Annotated in this window: 14 protein-coding genes; 9 read left to right on the plus strand and 5 right to left on the minus strand. The window is 66.4% G+C overall.

From position 1 onward, the window contains the following. Window positions 1-231: 231 nt before the first annotated feature. Both KEG57_RS41820 and KEG57_RS41825 read left to right on the plus strand, forming a co-directional pair. Entirely contained in the window at window positions 232-1,143 is a 912-nt protein-coding gene (locus tag KEG57_RS41820) for an STAS domain-containing protein (protein WP_272422327.1), read from the plus strand. Continuing rightward, on the plus strand, window positions 1,140-2,327 hold the full coding sequence (locus KEG57_RS41825; protein WP_272422326.1) for a hypothetical protein: 1,188 nt from the start codon (window positions 1,140-1,142) through the stop codon (window positions 2,325-2,327). Before KEG57_RS41820 ends, KEG57_RS41825 begins: the two co-directional genes overlap by 4 nt. 19 nt (window positions 2,328-2,346) lie before the next feature. Here KEG57_RS41825 and KEG57_RS41830 read toward each other — a convergent pair whose 3' ends face one another. The 3 genes from KEG57_RS41830 to KEG57_RS41840 are packed head-to-tail and all read right to left on the minus strand — an operon-like array spanning window position 2,347 to window position 6,129. Then, window positions 2,347-3,729 (minus strand): MFS transporter, encoded by a 1,383-nt coding sequence (locus tag KEG57_RS41830; RefSeq protein WP_272422325.1) that lies wholly within the window; start codon window positions 3,727-3,729, stop codon window positions 2,347-2,349. Next, window positions 3,722-4,528, minus strand: coding sequence for a PEP/pyruvate-binding domain-containing protein (locus KEG57_RS41835; RefSeq protein WP_272422324.1), 807 nt, complete (start codon window positions 4,526-4,528; stop codon window positions 3,722-3,724). The genes KEG57_RS41830 and KEG57_RS41835 overlap by 8 nt, the downstream gene beginning before the upstream one ends. Beyond that, on the minus strand, window positions 4,525-6,129 hold the full coding sequence (locus KEG57_RS41840) for a PEP-utilizing enzyme (protein WP_272422323.1): 1,605 nt from the start codon (window positions 6,127-6,129) through the stop codon (window positions 4,525-4,527). The genes KEG57_RS41835 and KEG57_RS41840 overlap by 4 nt, the downstream gene beginning before the upstream one ends. A gap of 341 nt (window positions 6,130-6,470) precedes the next feature. Here KEG57_RS41840 and KEG57_RS41845 point away from each other — a divergent pair, with 341 nt between their 5' ends. Continuing rightward, entirely contained in the window at window positions 6,471-7,172 is a 702-nt protein-coding gene (locus KEG57_RS41845) for a TetR/AcrR family transcriptional regulator (RefSeq protein ID WP_272422322.1), read from the plus strand. Window positions 7,173-7,250: 78 nt separating this feature from the next. Then, window positions 7,251-8,045 (plus strand): VOC family protein, encoded by a 795-nt coding sequence (locus KEG57_RS41850; RefSeq protein ID WP_272422321.1) that lies wholly within the window; start codon window positions 7,251-7,253, stop codon window positions 8,043-8,045. A gap of 6 nt (window positions 8,046-8,051) precedes the next feature. Here the strand turns inward: KEG57_RS41850 and KEG57_RS41855 are convergent, their stop codons facing one another. Then, on the minus strand, window positions 8,052-8,627 hold the full coding sequence (locus tag KEG57_RS41855) for an NADPH-dependent FMN reductase (RefSeq protein WP_272422320.1): 576 nt from the start codon (window positions 8,625-8,627) through the stop codon (window positions 8,052-8,054). 281 nt (window positions 8,628-8,908) lie between these two features. On the opposite strand from KEG57_RS41855, the gene KEG57_RS41860 reads away from it, so the two are divergent. Beyond that, entirely contained in the window at window positions 8,909-9,859 is a 951-nt protein-coding gene (locus KEG57_RS41860; RefSeq protein ID WP_272422319.1) for an STAS domain-containing protein, read from the plus strand. Between the two features lie 21 nt (window positions 9,860-9,880). Here the strand turns inward: KEG57_RS41860 and KEG57_RS41865 are convergent, their stop codons facing one another. Next, a complete protein-coding gene (locus KEG57_RS41865; RefSeq protein WP_272422318.1) occupies window positions 9,881-10,729 on the minus strand; it encodes an SDR family oxidoreductase in 849 nt (282 codons plus the stop codon). A gap of 203 nt (window positions 10,730-10,932) precedes the next feature. On the opposite strand from KEG57_RS41865, the gene KEG57_RS41870 reads away from it, so the two are divergent. The 4 genes from KEG57_RS41870 (at window position 10,933) to KEG57_RS41885 (ending at window position 13,515) form a co-directional block, all read left to right on the plus strand. Beyond that, the gene (locus KEG57_RS41870; protein ID WP_272422317.1) at window positions 10,933-11,322 is read left to right on the plus strand and encodes a hypothetical protein; all 390 of its coding nucleotides are present in this window, start codon (window positions 10,933-10,935) and stop codon (window positions 11,320-11,322) included. Between the two features lie 51 nt (window positions 11,323-11,373). Beyond that, window positions 11,374-12,444, plus strand: a complete 1,071-nt coding sequence (locus tag KEG57_RS41875; protein WP_272422316.1) for a cation diffusion facilitator family transporter — start codon at window positions 11,374-11,376, stop codon at window positions 12,442-12,444. 11 nt (window positions 12,445-12,455) lie between these two features. Then, window positions 12,456-13,058: a cadmium resistance transporter gene (locus KEG57_RS41880; protein WP_272422315.1), complete on the plus strand. Its 603-nt coding sequence runs from the start codon at window positions 12,456-12,458 to the stop codon at window positions 13,056-13,058. A gap of 64 nt (window positions 13,059-13,122) precedes the next feature. After that, window positions 13,123-13,515, plus strand: a complete 393-nt coding sequence (locus KEG57_RS41885; RefSeq protein WP_272422314.1) for a nuclear transport factor 2 family protein — start codon at window positions 13,123-13,125, stop codon at window positions 13,513-13,515. The last annotated feature ends 19 nt before the right edge of the window (window positions 13,516-13,534 follow it).

The raw sequence follows: 13,534 nt of genomic DNA on the forward strand, positions 1-13,534 counted from the left end.
GTCGGAGGTTTGACGGCCAGCGAGCCGGTTCGGGAGAGATCGTGTGGCCCTGGCGACAGGACTGCCTGAGGGGCAGTACCTGGCATACCGCAGCGCCTGGCAAGGCGCCTCACCACCCGTGTAGGCCAATTCACGGCTCGTCGAGGTTTCTGGAGCGCGCTCGCGTTTTGTGCTGGCTTGGAAACGAGACTTGTGGTCGTTTTATCGTCAAGGAGGGCTCATTCGTAGCACATGGACACGCACCCCTCTCAATTCGCGGTCCCCCCCGACACCGATGTCGATTCGTTGCGACAGCATATTGCGGATCTGGAGAAGCAGCTCGAAGCTCGCACCAACGAAGTCGTGGCGGCCCGAGAGGATGCACTTCGTTACCGTCGCTATTTCGATTATGCGCAGATCGGAATGACGGTGACCTCGCTCGAAACCGGCTGGGTGGAGTTCAATCAGCAGCTGTGCGAACAGCTGGGCTACTCGCCGGAAGAGCTGAAGACCACGAATTGGGTATCCCTCACGCACCCCGATGATGTCTCCCTCGACAAGGAGCTGTTCGAGAAGCTGGTCCGAGGCGAGATTCATCGATACAGCCTCGACAAACGTTTCGTGCGCAAAGACGGCAGCATCATGTATGGGAATATTCTCATTCAGGGTGTCTACCGTCCCGACGGGTCGTTCGACCACATCTTCGGCTTCCTGCACGACATCACCGACCGCTGGGAGGGCGAAAGGGAGCGGCTGGCGCTCAAGCAGGAGATCATCGACGCACAGAAGCAGGCGCTCCGCGAGCTGTCGACCCCGCTGATCCCCGTCGCCGAGAACATCATCGTCATGCCGCTCGTGGGCACGATTGACAGTGTGCGCGCGCAGGCCGTGCTCGAGGCATTGCTCGAGGGCGTCACGCGATATCAGGCGAGAATGACCATCCTCGACATCACCGGCGTTCAGGTCATGGATGGCGAGGTCACGAGCGCGCTCGTGAAAGCCGCCCAGGCCGTGAAGCTCTTGGGCGCGCAGGCGATCCTGACGGGCATTCAGCCGCGTATTGCCAAGACGCTGGTGGAGCTCGATGCCGATCTGAGCACCGTCATGACTCTCAGCACCGTCCGAGAAGGGATCTCCTACGCCCTAAGGAGGGTGAAGCGATGACGCGTTTTCACGGGCTGGATGAATGGTTCGAATATTCGACGGCAAGCTGGCGGGCGGCGGGTGACCACGCCTCCCTCGACCCGCGGCTCATCCCCCGGAACCCGACTTCCTACAACAGCGAAACCTACCGTTATCTCGCCGCGCGGTATCGGCACCTGTTCCTCGATCTTTACGAGGCCATTCGGACCGACGGGACCCTGATCCGTCAGCAGCCCGAGCACTTCGCGAAGCAGTGGGCGGCACATTACGACCCGATCACGATCTGGAAACAGGTTTGCCCGCTCTTCGTGTTCGGTCAGGCGCTCGGCGGACTCGACGCGCGTCATCGAGACCTCGCCCGTGCATACACGCTGGGGTACGGCATTCCGGTGATGGCCATCGATCGGATGATGGACGCGCTGCCGGGGGCGCCCTCCACGAAACACACGTGGCTCTTCGTCCTGGCATCCTATGCGCTCGGGCTCGAGCAGCTCCGAAAGGTCGATGCGAAAGCAGCCGTCGAAGGCTGCTTCCTTCGCCATACCCAGGAAATGTATCACTTTTTCTGGGGCGAGGAACGCGAGCGCTATCGGTTGCCCGACGCCGTCTCCGCGGCCACGCTGAACGAGTATCTCGAAGGCCATAGCCGCCTCCTGTCCTCCATCTTCTTTCCCGTGACGATCGAGTGGGCTTTTTTGCTCGCCGAGGGAGCATTGCCACCCGAGTTCGCCCCGGCGCTCGTTGCTTTACGGCGAATGCGCCAGCTCAACGACGAGGTGGTCGACGCCGACGAGGACATTCGCTACGGCATCGTCACGTTCCCCTATTTGCATGGCCTGGCCTCGCCCCATGGCGCCGAGCTCGCCGAGAACGTCCTCGCGACCTGGCAGCTCGATCGCGACGAGCCCGATTCGCCGAAGATGGCCCCGCTCACCGCAGAGCGCCGCCGCCTCCTGCAGGAGGCCGGGAGCTTGGAGGCGGCCGCGCAGTCTTCGATGCACTTCTTGCGGACGGTCATGCAGGCTGTCATGAGCCGTTTTCCAGCCGAGAAAGCGTTCGACGTCACCCTGCTGGTCAATCAACGGGTGTCGCACCTGTTCAGGCTGGAGCAGCACGGGTGGCAGGAAATCACCGGCGTCTACCAGCCGGAGCCGTTCTCGAAATCGAGCGAATCGGCCGTTTCCTTGCACGTTCCTTGGACGTGAGCACGCCTTCCCGGCGTGATTAGCGCGTTTCCGCGGAGGGCACGGGCGTCGGGAGACGGCCGGGCAGGAGAAGCGCGCAGCCGAGGGTCACGACCAGCGATACGCAAAAAATCACGATCGAAGTCGCGTGCTCGTGCCTGGCGATTTCGGGGACCTTGCTCTCCGTGAGGACCAGGCCGAGCACGGTCAAGCCGGCAATGCCGCCGAGGTAGCGCATGGTGGACGTGAGGCCCGCCGCCATTCCGCTTTTTTCTCGGGGCACGTCGTTCATCGACGAGGCTTGCGACGGCGCCGACGTCAGGCCGAGGCCCAGCCCGAGCAAGCCGAGCGCGGGCACCGCGTCCGTCACGGAATGGAAGGGGAGGAGCACGAGCAGCACCATTCCACCGAGCGCGAGCGCAGAGCCGGCGAGTGCCACGGCGCGCGCGCCGAAGCGCTCGGACGCTCGACCCGCGACGGGGGAGGCGACGATCATCATGGCCATCATCGTGACCAGCGTATTGCCGACGTCACGTGGCCCGGCGCCGAAGAGCCGCCCCGCCACCTGCGGCAGCTCGAACAGCGTCGAATACATGGCGAAGTTCTGGATCGCAATGAGCAAGCTCCCCGCGACGAACGTCCGGCGCCGGAACAACGAGAAATCGATGATGGGATCCGCGGCGCGCCGTTCCCACAAGGCGAACGGGACGAACCCGAGGACGCCGAGCGCGGCCGCCCATCGGAGGTCCTTGTTTTCGAGGCCGATCACGAGCCCGAGGAGCGAGGCCCCGAGCAGTACGGAGCCGAGCAGGTCGAAGCGCGGTCGCGCCACGGCGGGCTCGTTCGGCCGTGACGTCGCGGACGCGCCGAGGTGCAAGACCGCGGCCGAGACGAGCAGGACCGGTACGTTCGCGAGGAAAATGGAGGTCCACCCGAAATGCGTGACGAGCAGCGCCCCGATCTTCGGCCCGAGGCCTGCCGAGAGGCCCAGAATGGCGCCCAGCGTGCCGAATGCGCGTCCTCGCACCTCCGCCGGGAGCTCCGTGCGGAGCAGGGCAAACGCGCTCGGAGCGAGGATCGCGCCACCCGCGGCCATGAGAATGCGCGCGGCCGTGAGCCCCGGGAGCCGGGGCCAGACGTAAGCGAGCGCGGCGCCGAGCGCGAAGAGGACCTGGCCCAGCGCGATCGCCCGCCGATACCCGAGCCGATCGCCGAGCTTGCCGCCCGGGCTTTGCAGGACGATGTTCGTGAGCAGATAACTCGAGACGAGCCCCTGCCGGAGCACGCTCGATTCGGCGTGGAGGTCGCGCGACATCTCGGGCAATGCGACGGCCACCATCGTCGAGTTGAGCGGCGCGAGCGAGGCCGACAGCGCGATCGCGACGAGCAGCCGCGCGGGAATGCGGGGGCGGGGCTCAGCCACGGGTGATCGCTCTCCTCTGGAGCAGATAGAGGCGATCCGCGGCGAACGCCCATTCCAGATCCTGCGTCCCACCGAAGGCCGCCTCGCAGGTCGAGGCCAGCGCGTCGAGCGCGGCGAGGTGCGCGTCGTCGAGGCACAACGCCGAGACTTTGTGCGCGGGGACGGGGACCTCGGCCGTGCCGCCTTCCTCGCTCCACAGGATCGCGCAGTCCTTCTCGCCCGGCATCTTTTCGAGAACACGACCTCCGCGGGCCACGCGATAATGGTCCGGTGTGACGATCCCCGCGACGACCGCCTCGCCGAGGCCCCACGTCGCTTCGATGACGCGCTCGTCGGCGCCCGTCGTCGGGTGGCGGGTGAAGAGCACGCCCGCGCAATCGGCGTGGACGAGCCTCTGCACGACGACGCCCATGCGAGGCTCCTGCGGGAGCCCGAGCTTGCGTCGATACGCGAGCGCCGACGCCGTCCGCGCCGAGCCGTGCACGGTCGCGAGCGCATCGAGCAATTGGCGGACGCTCCGCACGTTCAAGACCGTCGCATGTTGCCCGGCAAAACTCGCCGCGGCGCCGTCCTCGCCGATCCCGGAGGACCGCACCGCCACGGGCCCGGCGAGCGTCGCGAATGCGTCGAAGAGCCGGCCGCGCAGCGCCTCGTCTCCCGCGACGACGCGATCCACGCATTCGGACGAGAGCGCGAACGCCGGCGGTACGGGCAGGCCGCTTTGGTGCGCTTGCCCGAGCTGCGCGGCTTTTCCGCCGAAATCGGCCTCCGGAAGGTGTTCGTCGAGCGCCGCGATCATAACGCCACCTCCGCCACGAACGAGGGCGCCGCGGCGAGGACCGTCACTTCGCCGGTCGCGCCGTCAACGCGCACGCGCGCGCCGTCGGGGATCGTCGTCGTCGCCTCTTTCGTGCCGACGATACCGGGAATGCCATATTCGCGGGCCACGATCGCCGCGTGGGAGAGCTGCCCGCCTCGATCCGTCACGATCGCGCCGAGCAGCGGGAGCACGACATTGAAGTAAGCCGACGTCGACCGCGTCACGAGCACGTCGCCTTTCTGGATTCGCCCGAAATCCGCAGGGTCGAGGACGACACGCGCCGTTCCTTCGTACACGCCCGCATTGATGGTGAGCCCCTTGACGCGCACGGCAGAGCTCTCGGTCTCGGGCGGTTTTCCCACGTCCGCATGGTCCGCGGTCATGTCGGCCATGAGCATGTTCATGGCCTTCATCGCGCGGCGCGCTGCGGCTGGGAACACGTCGAGGGGCGGGGGCTCGCCGGGCGGCGCATTCAACCACGGAGGCGCGTGTTCGAGCGTCATCGTCGCGCGATAAAGGGTGCGCTTGCCGATTTCTGCCGCGGAGGGGCCGCTTCGGCCTTCGAGAAGCGCGAACATCTCGTCGACCGTGAGGTCTGCGGCGTGCTCGCGATCCTCGACCTTCCCGGCGGAGGCGAGCCGGCGCCCCACCTCGAGCACGGCCCTGCGCGCGAGCCCCGTCCCCCAGCTATCGGCGTAAATGCCTCGCTCGTCGCGCAGCCGGTTCACGAGTCGCGCCTCGCCGAGCAGCTCGTCGAATTGCGCCCGTCGTCCCGCCGGCACGCGTGCGCGGATCTCCCGCTCCTTTTCGTCGCGCGCGGCGAGCGCCTCCTGCCCGCGATCCTGCTCGACCGTCGCTCGAATCGCTCGGACGAGCATGTCCGGCAGCTCGCCCGCCGTCTTGTCCGAAACGTCGTAGCCGATCGACCGATAGCGCACGAGATCCAGATACCCACGCGCCGCCACCCCGACCTCGCCCGGCATCGCCACGAGCGCATCGAGCACGCTCTGCGCATGGCCCCGCCGAGCGAGCACCGCGCGGCCCTCCTCACTCGCGCGGAGCGCCTTCGCCAGCGCTTCGAGCTCGTCGATTGCGATTCCGCGGGCGAGCGGCGACGTTCCTCGCAAAAGCGAGAGCGCCTCCCCCGTGCTCACGCCCGTCCATTCGCAGACGTGCGCGAGGTAATCCCCCGTCGGCAGCATGCCCGTGAAGTTGTACGTGTGGTGGAGCGTGATCATCTCCGCCATGTGCGCCCGCGCGCGCTCTACGTGCGCACGAAGCGCCTGGAGATCGAGCGTCGCCGGATCGATCGCCTGGAGGGCCAGGTGCTTCTCGATGGCGCGCGGTTTGTCGACCCGATCCCAGTGCTGGAGGTCCGTGCGCCAGAGTTTCGTTTCGAAGACACGCTCGCATCGCTCGAAGCGCGCACGAATGTCGGGATGCAGGCGGAAGAGGAGCCACATCACGGGCTTCGGCGGCGGCCCGCTGCCCAGGCGCGAGGCCAGGCCCGCAGGGATGCCGAGCGGCACCATCTGAGCGTAGGCGAAGCCATTCACCATGGCCATGGTCATCCCTTTCATGGGAAGCCCGTATCGCTCCATTCCCTTCGCGAACCCTACCGGGAGGCCCCTCGTCAGCGCGTCGGCGCCAAATCGCGAGCCAGGGCGCGTGAAATGCGTTTTCTCGATCTCCCAGGGGCCGGGCCCGGGCGGCTCGAACCTGATATCGGCGAACATCGGATGGACCTTCATTGCCTTCACCTCGTCCTGATGGTGACGATCTCGTTACGAACGCATGACGATTCCGAGGCTACGGGCTCCGACCCTGGACGTCCAGTACTCTCTGACCATCTGGGAAAGTTGGTCATCCGGTACCAGCACCTCTTGGTTCTCGGTCGGGGACCGCTGTAGAGTACGGCGTGATGGCAGCGTGCGATGACGAACAACACCGAGCGCGCGGCGAGCGGATCCTCGCGGAAGCACAGGAGCTTCTTCTCGGGTGGGGCTACAAGCGGGTCACGATCGACGACATCGCGCGTCGTGCTCGTGTAGGAAAGGGCACCATCTACCTCCACTGGAAGTCGAAGGAAGCGCTCTTCATGGAGCTGCTGCGTCGTGAGATGGCTTCCATGCTCGGTGCGCAGCTCGACGACATGCGAGGGGATCCGAGGACGGTCTTGCCGCACCGGATGCTTCGCTCGATGTTCCTGCTCCACGCCGGGCGCCCGCTCGCCAGGGCCATTTTCGGAGAGGACACCGACATTCTGGGAGCGCTCGCGCCGGACCGATCGACGCCGTCCTTGGCGCGCGCCCTCGGGCTCACGGACCTGCTCCATCGGATGTTGCAGGCCTTCAGGGAGCACGGGCTCTTGCGCTTGGATCGCTCGCTCGCCGACCAGGCGCATTCCATCGAGGCCATCCTGGCGGGTTCGTTTTTGCTCACGAAGCTGCAGCCGCACGAGGCGCCCACGCTGGAGCGGCAGGCGGACATCCTGGCAACCACGGTACGAGACGCATTCGAGAGGCCCGATCCGCCGGATTGCGCAGCCGTGGAAGCGGCGGCGGTGCGTCTCGGCAAGATGCTCGACGAGATGCGCACGCACCTGCTCGGCGGACGAGCTTAGGTGCCTCGGAGAAATTTTTTTTCGCGCGATCGATGAGTTCTCGGCGCGGGCCCGGTCTACGTGGACAAGGAGACCACGATGACGACGGGTACGCGCAAGACGCACGATTTTTGCTGGATCAACCTGATGACCCCGGAGGCCGAGCGCGCGCGCGCGTTCTTCGGCGCGCTGTTCGGCTGGACGTACGGTGAGATGCCGGGTGTCCCCGGGGGGCAGCTCATCCTTGTCGGGGAGCGCACGGCCGGCGCGCTGATGGATCTTGCAGCGGCGAACATGCCGCAAGGCACGCCGCCGGTCATCGGGGTCATGGTGAAGGTCGAGAGCGCCGACGCCGCCGTCGCGAAGGTCACCTCGCTCGGCGGGCGCGCCGAGCCGGCATTCGATGTGCTCGAAAATGGCAGGATGGCCATGTGCACGGACCCGAACGGCGCCGTCTTCGCCGTGTGGCAGCCGAAAAAGGAGGCCGGCATGGACGTCGACAGCCACGCGCACGGCGCGCCGAGCTGGTTCGAGACGATCACGAGCGACGTCGGCCGAGCGACGGCGTTTTACGCAACGCTTTTCGGCTGGACGCCGGAGGAGCAGCAGCCGGTGCCCGGCATGACGTACACACTTTTTAAGCTCGACGGTGTCCCCGTTGCCGGCGCGATGCAGGCCCTGCCGCACGTGGGGGACGTCCCGCCGCATTGGGGCATGTCCTTCGCGGTCACGAATGCCGACGAGACGGTGCGTCGCGGCGTGGAGCTCGGCGCGTCGCTCTGCATTCCGGTGCAGGAGCTCCCCTGTGTCGGTCGTTTCGCGCTGCTCAAATCGCCGCAAGGGGTCCCGTTCCACATCGTCGAGTGGGCGCGTCCCACAGGCGCCGCCGAATGACTCCGTTCAGGCCTTCTCGCGCGCGGCTTTGAGCGCCAAGGACCACCAGACGAGCTCGTCCAGCATGGCGGTGGCGTTTTTCTGCAGGTGCTCGATTTCCGCGAGGCTCTTCCCCTGCTTCGCCGCGAAAAAGTCCGCGCCCTGGATGTGAACGCCGGTCCGGGTCGGCGCCATCTGCAGCTCGACGCAAATGAGACGTAGCTGCTCGACGGCGCGCGCCCCGCCGACGCTCCCGTACCCCACGCAGGCGGCGGCCTTCCGGATCCACTCCACGTAGGCGTAATCGAGCGCGTTTTTGAGCACGCCGGGCGGCGCACGATTGTACTCGGGCGTGACGAAGATGTAGCCGTCGAATTCCGCCACCTTCTTCTGCCAGCGCTGGGCGACCTCGTTCTTGCTCGGCGCCCAGGCGTTCGAGGCCACCTCGTCGAAAAAGGGCATGGGGAAATTGCGCAGGTCGAGGATCTCGGCGTCGACGTCGTCACGCCGCGAGGCCAGATCGAAGATCCACTGGGCGGGCTTGTGGCCGAACCGCGTCGCGCGCGTGGTGCCGATGAGGATGCCGATCCGGAGCTTCGTCATGGCGTCCATCGTGCACGCGACGTGCGGCGCGTGAGGCCGCGGCGCCAACGCGTTGGCGAAAGAGTATTCCGTTGGCAAGCCGCATCGTACGGCGGGGCGAGGTGCGAACCGAGGGCGCTCGCGCTCGGGTTTCTGCTCGAAATGGATATCGACCGGGACGGCAACATACTTTGGAAAAATGGGCTTTGGGTAGTCCAGGCACCACAACGGAGCTCTTGTATCCGGCAAACGGCAAGGCAATCATGGCCGTGGGGAGCATCGACAGGGGGAGGGGGACTGCGATGAATCGATTCCTTGCCATCGGCCTGGGAACGGCCGCCGCGATCGTGGTGTTTTTGTTGCCCACGTTCTCGCCCGTGCTCGGGTGTGTACGATCGGACGTATGGCCGAGAACCTTGATCGGCCTTCACGTGGTGTCTGATTTCGTGATCGCGTTCTCGTACGCCTGGATTCCCATGAGTCTCCTCATGTTGTGGCGCGCTCGGCGGGACATCCCGGTCAACTGGACCCTCATTTGCTTCGCGGCCTTCATCGTCCTCTGCGGCGTGGGGCATGCGCTCGAGGTCCTCGTGGTCTGGCGGCCGCTCTACTGGCTGACGGGCGAGGTGAAGGTCGCCACGGCGCTCGTATCCATCTCGACGGCCGTGCTGCTGCGGTATCGGGTCCTGCCGCAGCTGCTCGCGATCCCGAGCCTCGACGCCATCCACGCCGCGACGAGAAGAGCCGAGGAGGAGGCGGCGATGGCGTATGCGGCAAGCGCCGAGCTCGCGAAGGTCAACGAGAGGCTCATGTCGCAGACCACCGAGCTCCAGCAGGCGATTCAGCGAATACGGTGCCAGGACGCCGCCATTCGGGAGCTCTCGACGCCCGTCCTTCCCCTGCATGACCGCGTCCTCCTGTCCCCGATCATCGGGACGCTCGACAGCCCACGCGCGGCCCAGCTCGCGGAGGAGATGCTCACGGCGGTGCGAGCGCACCGCGCCGCCGTGGTGATCCTCGATCTCGCCGGCGTCGCCGTCGTGGACGCGGCGGTCGCGACGGCGCTCTTGAGGATCGTCGACGCGATACGCCTCCTTGGAGCGGCATGCGTGATCACCGGCATCCGGCCGGCCGTGGCGCAGACGATGGTCACGCTCGGGATCGACCTGTCGGCTGTCGATACCCGTGCGGACGTCCGCGAGGGGCTGCGGCACGCCATGAAGATCCTCTCCAGGCCCGCCACGGCGGGCTAGCCCCTTGCGGCGCGGTTCGGCCTACTGGAACGCCTTTCCATGGCTCTTCAGCCAATCGTCGAAGGTCCGCGCCTTCTGCCCGAGGAGCTCTTCGACCGTATTCGTGATGTGCGCCCCAAGCCCGGCCTTGACCATTGCGTGCGCCTCGAGGATGGCGCGGATGAATAGCTCGGGCAAACCCGCCTTCACCATTCCCTCGCGGGCTGCGTCCTCGGTCACGTCGACGAACGCGACGGGCTTTCCGATCGCCGCGCTGATCTTCGCCACCTGCTCCGCCGCGCTCAGCGCCTCCGGCCCGGTGAGCATGTAGGACTTCCCTTCGTGTCCAGGTGAAATCAAGACCTTCACGGCGACCGCCGCGATGTCGCGCGGATCGATCGGCGCCGCCTTCCCGTCGCCCGTGGGTTGAAAGACCGCGCCACGGCTCTTGATCGAGCCGGCCCAGTTGAGGGTGTTCGACGCGAAGGCTCCCGGCTGGAGGATCGTCCAGGCGAGCCCCGATGCCTTGATCTTCGCCTCGGCCTCGACGTGCCAGCGACCGATCTGCATCTCGGGCGCCTGGACGACGGTCGACGACGAAAGCATCACGATGTGCGTGACGCCTGCCTTTTTCGCCGCCTCCGCCGCGTTGGCTGCGAGCTTCGCCAGATCGTCCCCCGTGAAGAGCAAGAATGCCTTATCCACGCCCGCGAACGCGGCGTCGAGCGTCTCGGGTTTCGCGAGATCGCCTTTCACGACCTCCACCTTCCGGCCGAGCTCCCCCAGCTTGGCCGGGTCGCGCACGAGCGCGCGGACCTTCTGGCCCGCCTCGACGAGCTGCTCGAGCACTGCGCTGCCAACGTTCCCTGTCGCTCCGGTCACGAGAATCATCGTCCGTTCCCCTTCCTGCGCCCTGGGTAGCACTGCATTTTTTCTACCCTGGGCCCGCCTCCAACGAGCCGGAAGATTTCCATTCGCTTGTCGGGTGATCGAGAGCGGCCCTCGGGGAGCCCGACCGAGCTCCTCCGTGGCGGGCACGGGTCCGCGCAAAAAAGCGCTTGTGTACGGTTGCCCTCTGGGCCATCTCTCGGATCATGCAGCGCATCTTTCTGACGGCGGCGGCGCTCCTGGTGATGAACGGGTGCGGCAACGAGTGCAGTTTCAGGAAACAATGCAATGGCAACGTCCTGGAGACCTGCGGCGAGGGGCCGGACCAGGTCGTCAACCGAAAGGTGCACGATACGCCTTGCGAAGCGCCCAACGAAATCTGCGTCGAGCCCACGGAGGGCGAGGCTTACTGCGCGCGTGCGCCGCAAGCTTCGTGCGACGACACGTTCGAGGAATCGTGCGACGGAAACGTCCGGTTGACGTGCCGCCCGAAGCTCATCCAGCCCGCGGACGCCCCCCGCTTCGTGGTGGCGGTCGACTGCGCGGACTCGGCCAAGACGTGCGTCGACGATGGCATGACGACACGCTGCCAGTAAGGCATGACTTGACCCGGGGCCCGTCCCGCGCTGGGATGCAGGGGACCCACGATGGCGACTCCTTCCTCCCTGCCTGCCGTGATCGCCGCGCTCGCCGCGAACACGCTCGTGACGCTCCTCAAGTTCGTGGCCTTTTTCCTGTCCGGCTCGGGCGCGATGCTCTCCGAGGCCATCCACAGCGCCGCGGACACGGGCAACCAGCTGCTCCTCTTCATCGGGCTGAAGCGCGGCGCGCGACAAGGGGACGAAGAATTCCCTTATGGCTACGGCGGCGAGCGCTTCGTGTTCGGCTTGCTCTCGGCCGCCGGCATCTTCTTCGTCGGCTGCGGCGTCACCGTGTATCACGGCATCGAGGGGCTACGTCATCCCCACGCGACCTCGGTCAACGTGGTGACATTCGTCGTCCTCGGCCTTTCGTTCCTCATCGAAGGAAGCGCGCTCGTCTTCGCCGCACGGAGCATCGCCGCGCAGCGCGGGAGCATGCCTTTCTTTCGGTATGTGCGCGAGAAAGCGGATCCGGCGTCGGTGGCCATCCTGCTCGAGGACGGTGCCGCCGTGCTGGGCCTGTTCCTGGCGGCGATAGGCATCGTGGCCTCGTATTACACGGGCAGCCCGGTCTGGGACGCGATTGCCTCCATCCTCGTCGGCTTGCTCCTCGGGTTCGTCGCGATCCACCTCGTCACCCAGAATCGCGAATTGCTGATCGGGATGGCCGTGCCCGACGGCGTGGAGGAGGCGTTCGTCCGGGTGCTACGCGAGCGGCCGAGCGTCCGCGGCGTGCGTGATGTGAAGAGCCGGCGGATCACGCCGGAAGTCTACAAGCTCAAGGCCGAGGTCACGTTCGACGCGGCTTTCCTCGCGGCCCGGCTCGATCTGACGTTGCCCGCGCAGCCCGGCGCGCTGTCCGGCGCGGAGCGCGAGAGGACGCTGCGGGTCGTGGCGGATGGTGCGCTCCTCGCCATCAGCAAGGAAATCGACGATATCGAGGTGGCCGTACGCGCCGTCATTCCGGAGGCGAGGCACATCGATATCGAGGTGGACCATCACATCGAGGATCGGCTCGCCGATTCGATACGCGAGCGAGCCTCGCTGCGAGCGACGAGCGCCGAGATGTCGAGCTGATCGGCTCCCGCATGGGTGACGTACTCTCGGCGCTCGGCGTGGCCCTCGTCGTCTTCGTTTCCACGAACGTCGACGATCTCTTGCTGCTCGCGGCATTCTTCTCGGATCCGAGCTTCGAGCCGCGTCACGTCGTCGCCGGCCAGTTCCTCGGCATCGCCGCTCTCGTTGCGGTCAGCGCTGCGTGCGCGCTCTTCGCGCTCGTCGTGCCCGAGGGCTTCATCGGGCTGCTCGGGCTCCTGCCGCTCGGGCTCGGGCTTCGCGGCCTGTGGGCCCTCTGGCGGGGCCAGGAAGACGCGGATGCCTCGGAGCCCGAACCGCGCCCCGGGATCCTGCGTTCCAAGGTGCTCGCCGTCGCCGGTGTCACGGTAGCGAATGGCGGAGACAACCTGGGCGTGTACATTCCCCTCTTTTCGAGCGCACCGAAGCTCATCCCGCTTTACGCAAGCGTGTTCATGGTGATGACCGGCGTCTTTTGCGCCGTCGGCCATCATCTCGTCCACAATGCGCTCCTGGGACATCGTATCCAACGTTGGGGCCGCGTGGCGTTACCGATCGTCCTGGTTGCGCTCGGGCTCATGATCCTGTCCCGCGCGCTCGTGCTCGTCCGCGGGTGAAGGGATGCCCCTTTGGCCGCCATCGGGCGGCCCGATGCGGTAGGATGCGTCGGAGGGACACGCCATGACAGACATTCTTCGCCCCGAACGAGCAAAAGAAGAGCTCCTCGCGCTCATGCACCAGTGGACGGCGGCCGTGGGCGCCAAGGACGCGGGGTATTTCGATCGGCACGTCGACGAGAGCTGGGAGTACATCGATTCCACCGGCGCTCAGCGCGGCAAAAAGGATTATTGGGTGCTCATCCAGGACGTGACGTCGTATACCGAGGAGTTCCGGCGGTTCGACGTGCGCATCGTCGCCGAGCGCATCGCGCTGATCACGGGGGTATACCTGGGGCGGGTCGAGCTACGGGGTGGAGTGCGTCTGGAAAAACTCCTCGCGTTCAGCGCGGTATGGCAGCAGCGCGAAGGCGTCTGGAGGGCGCTCATGCATCACACGACGGACGCTCCAGGCTGAGCCCGATTCGGATGGGTCC

The sequence above is a fragment of the Polyangium jinanense genome, from assembly GCF_028435365.1.

Excerpts from the sequence above, each read along its gene's own strand:
- KEG57_RS41820 (WP_272422327.1), top strand. The coding sequence starts at position 232 with ATGGACACGCACCCCTCTCAATTCGCGGTCCCCCCCGACACCGATGTC.
- KEG57_RS41825 (WP_272422326.1), top strand. The coding sequence starts at position 1,140 with ATGACGCGTTTTCACGGGCTGGATGAATGGTTCGAATATTCGACGGCA.
- KEG57_RS41835 (WP_272422324.1), bottom strand. The coding sequence starts at position 4,528 with ATGATCGCGGCGCTCGACGAACACCTTCCGGAGGCCGATTTCGGCGGA.
- KEG57_RS41840 (WP_272422323.1), bottom strand. The coding sequence starts at position 6,129 with ATGAAAGGGATGACCATGGCCATGGTGAATGGCTTCGCCTACGCTCAG.
- KEG57_RS41845 (WP_272422322.1), top strand. The coding sequence starts at position 6,471 with ATGGCAGCGTGCGATGACGAACAACACCGAGCGCGCGGCGAGCGGATC.
- KEG57_RS41850 (WP_272422321.1), top strand. The coding sequence starts at position 7,251 with ATGACGACGGGTACGCGCAAGACGCACGATTTTTGCTGGATCAACCTG.
- KEG57_RS41855 (WP_272422320.1), bottom strand. The coding sequence starts at position 8,627 with ATGACGAAGCTCCGGATCGGCATCCTCATCGGCACCACGCGCGCGACG.
- KEG57_RS41860 (WP_272422319.1), top strand. The coding sequence starts at position 8,909 with ATGAATCGATTCCTTGCCATCGGCCTGGGAACGGCCGCCGCGATCGTG.
- KEG57_RS41865 (WP_272422318.1), bottom strand. The coding sequence starts at position 10,729 with ATGATTCTCGTGACCGGAGCGACAGGGAACGTTGGCAGCGCAGTGCTC.
- KEG57_RS41870 (WP_272422317.1), top strand. The coding sequence starts at position 10,933 with ATGCAGCGCATCTTTCTGACGGCGGCGGCGCTCCTGGTGATGAACGGG.
- KEG57_RS41875 (WP_272422316.1), top strand. The coding sequence starts at position 11,374 with ATGGCGACTCCTTCCTCCCTGCCTGCCGTGATCGCCGCGCTCGCCGCG.
- KEG57_RS41880 (WP_272422315.1), top strand. The coding sequence starts at position 12,456 with ATGGGTGACGTACTCTCGGCGCTCGGCGTGGCCCTCGTCGTCTTCGTT.
- KEG57_RS41885 (WP_272422314.1), top strand. The coding sequence starts at position 13,123 with ATGACAGACATTCTTCGCCCCGAACGAGCAAAAGAAGAGCTCCTCGCG.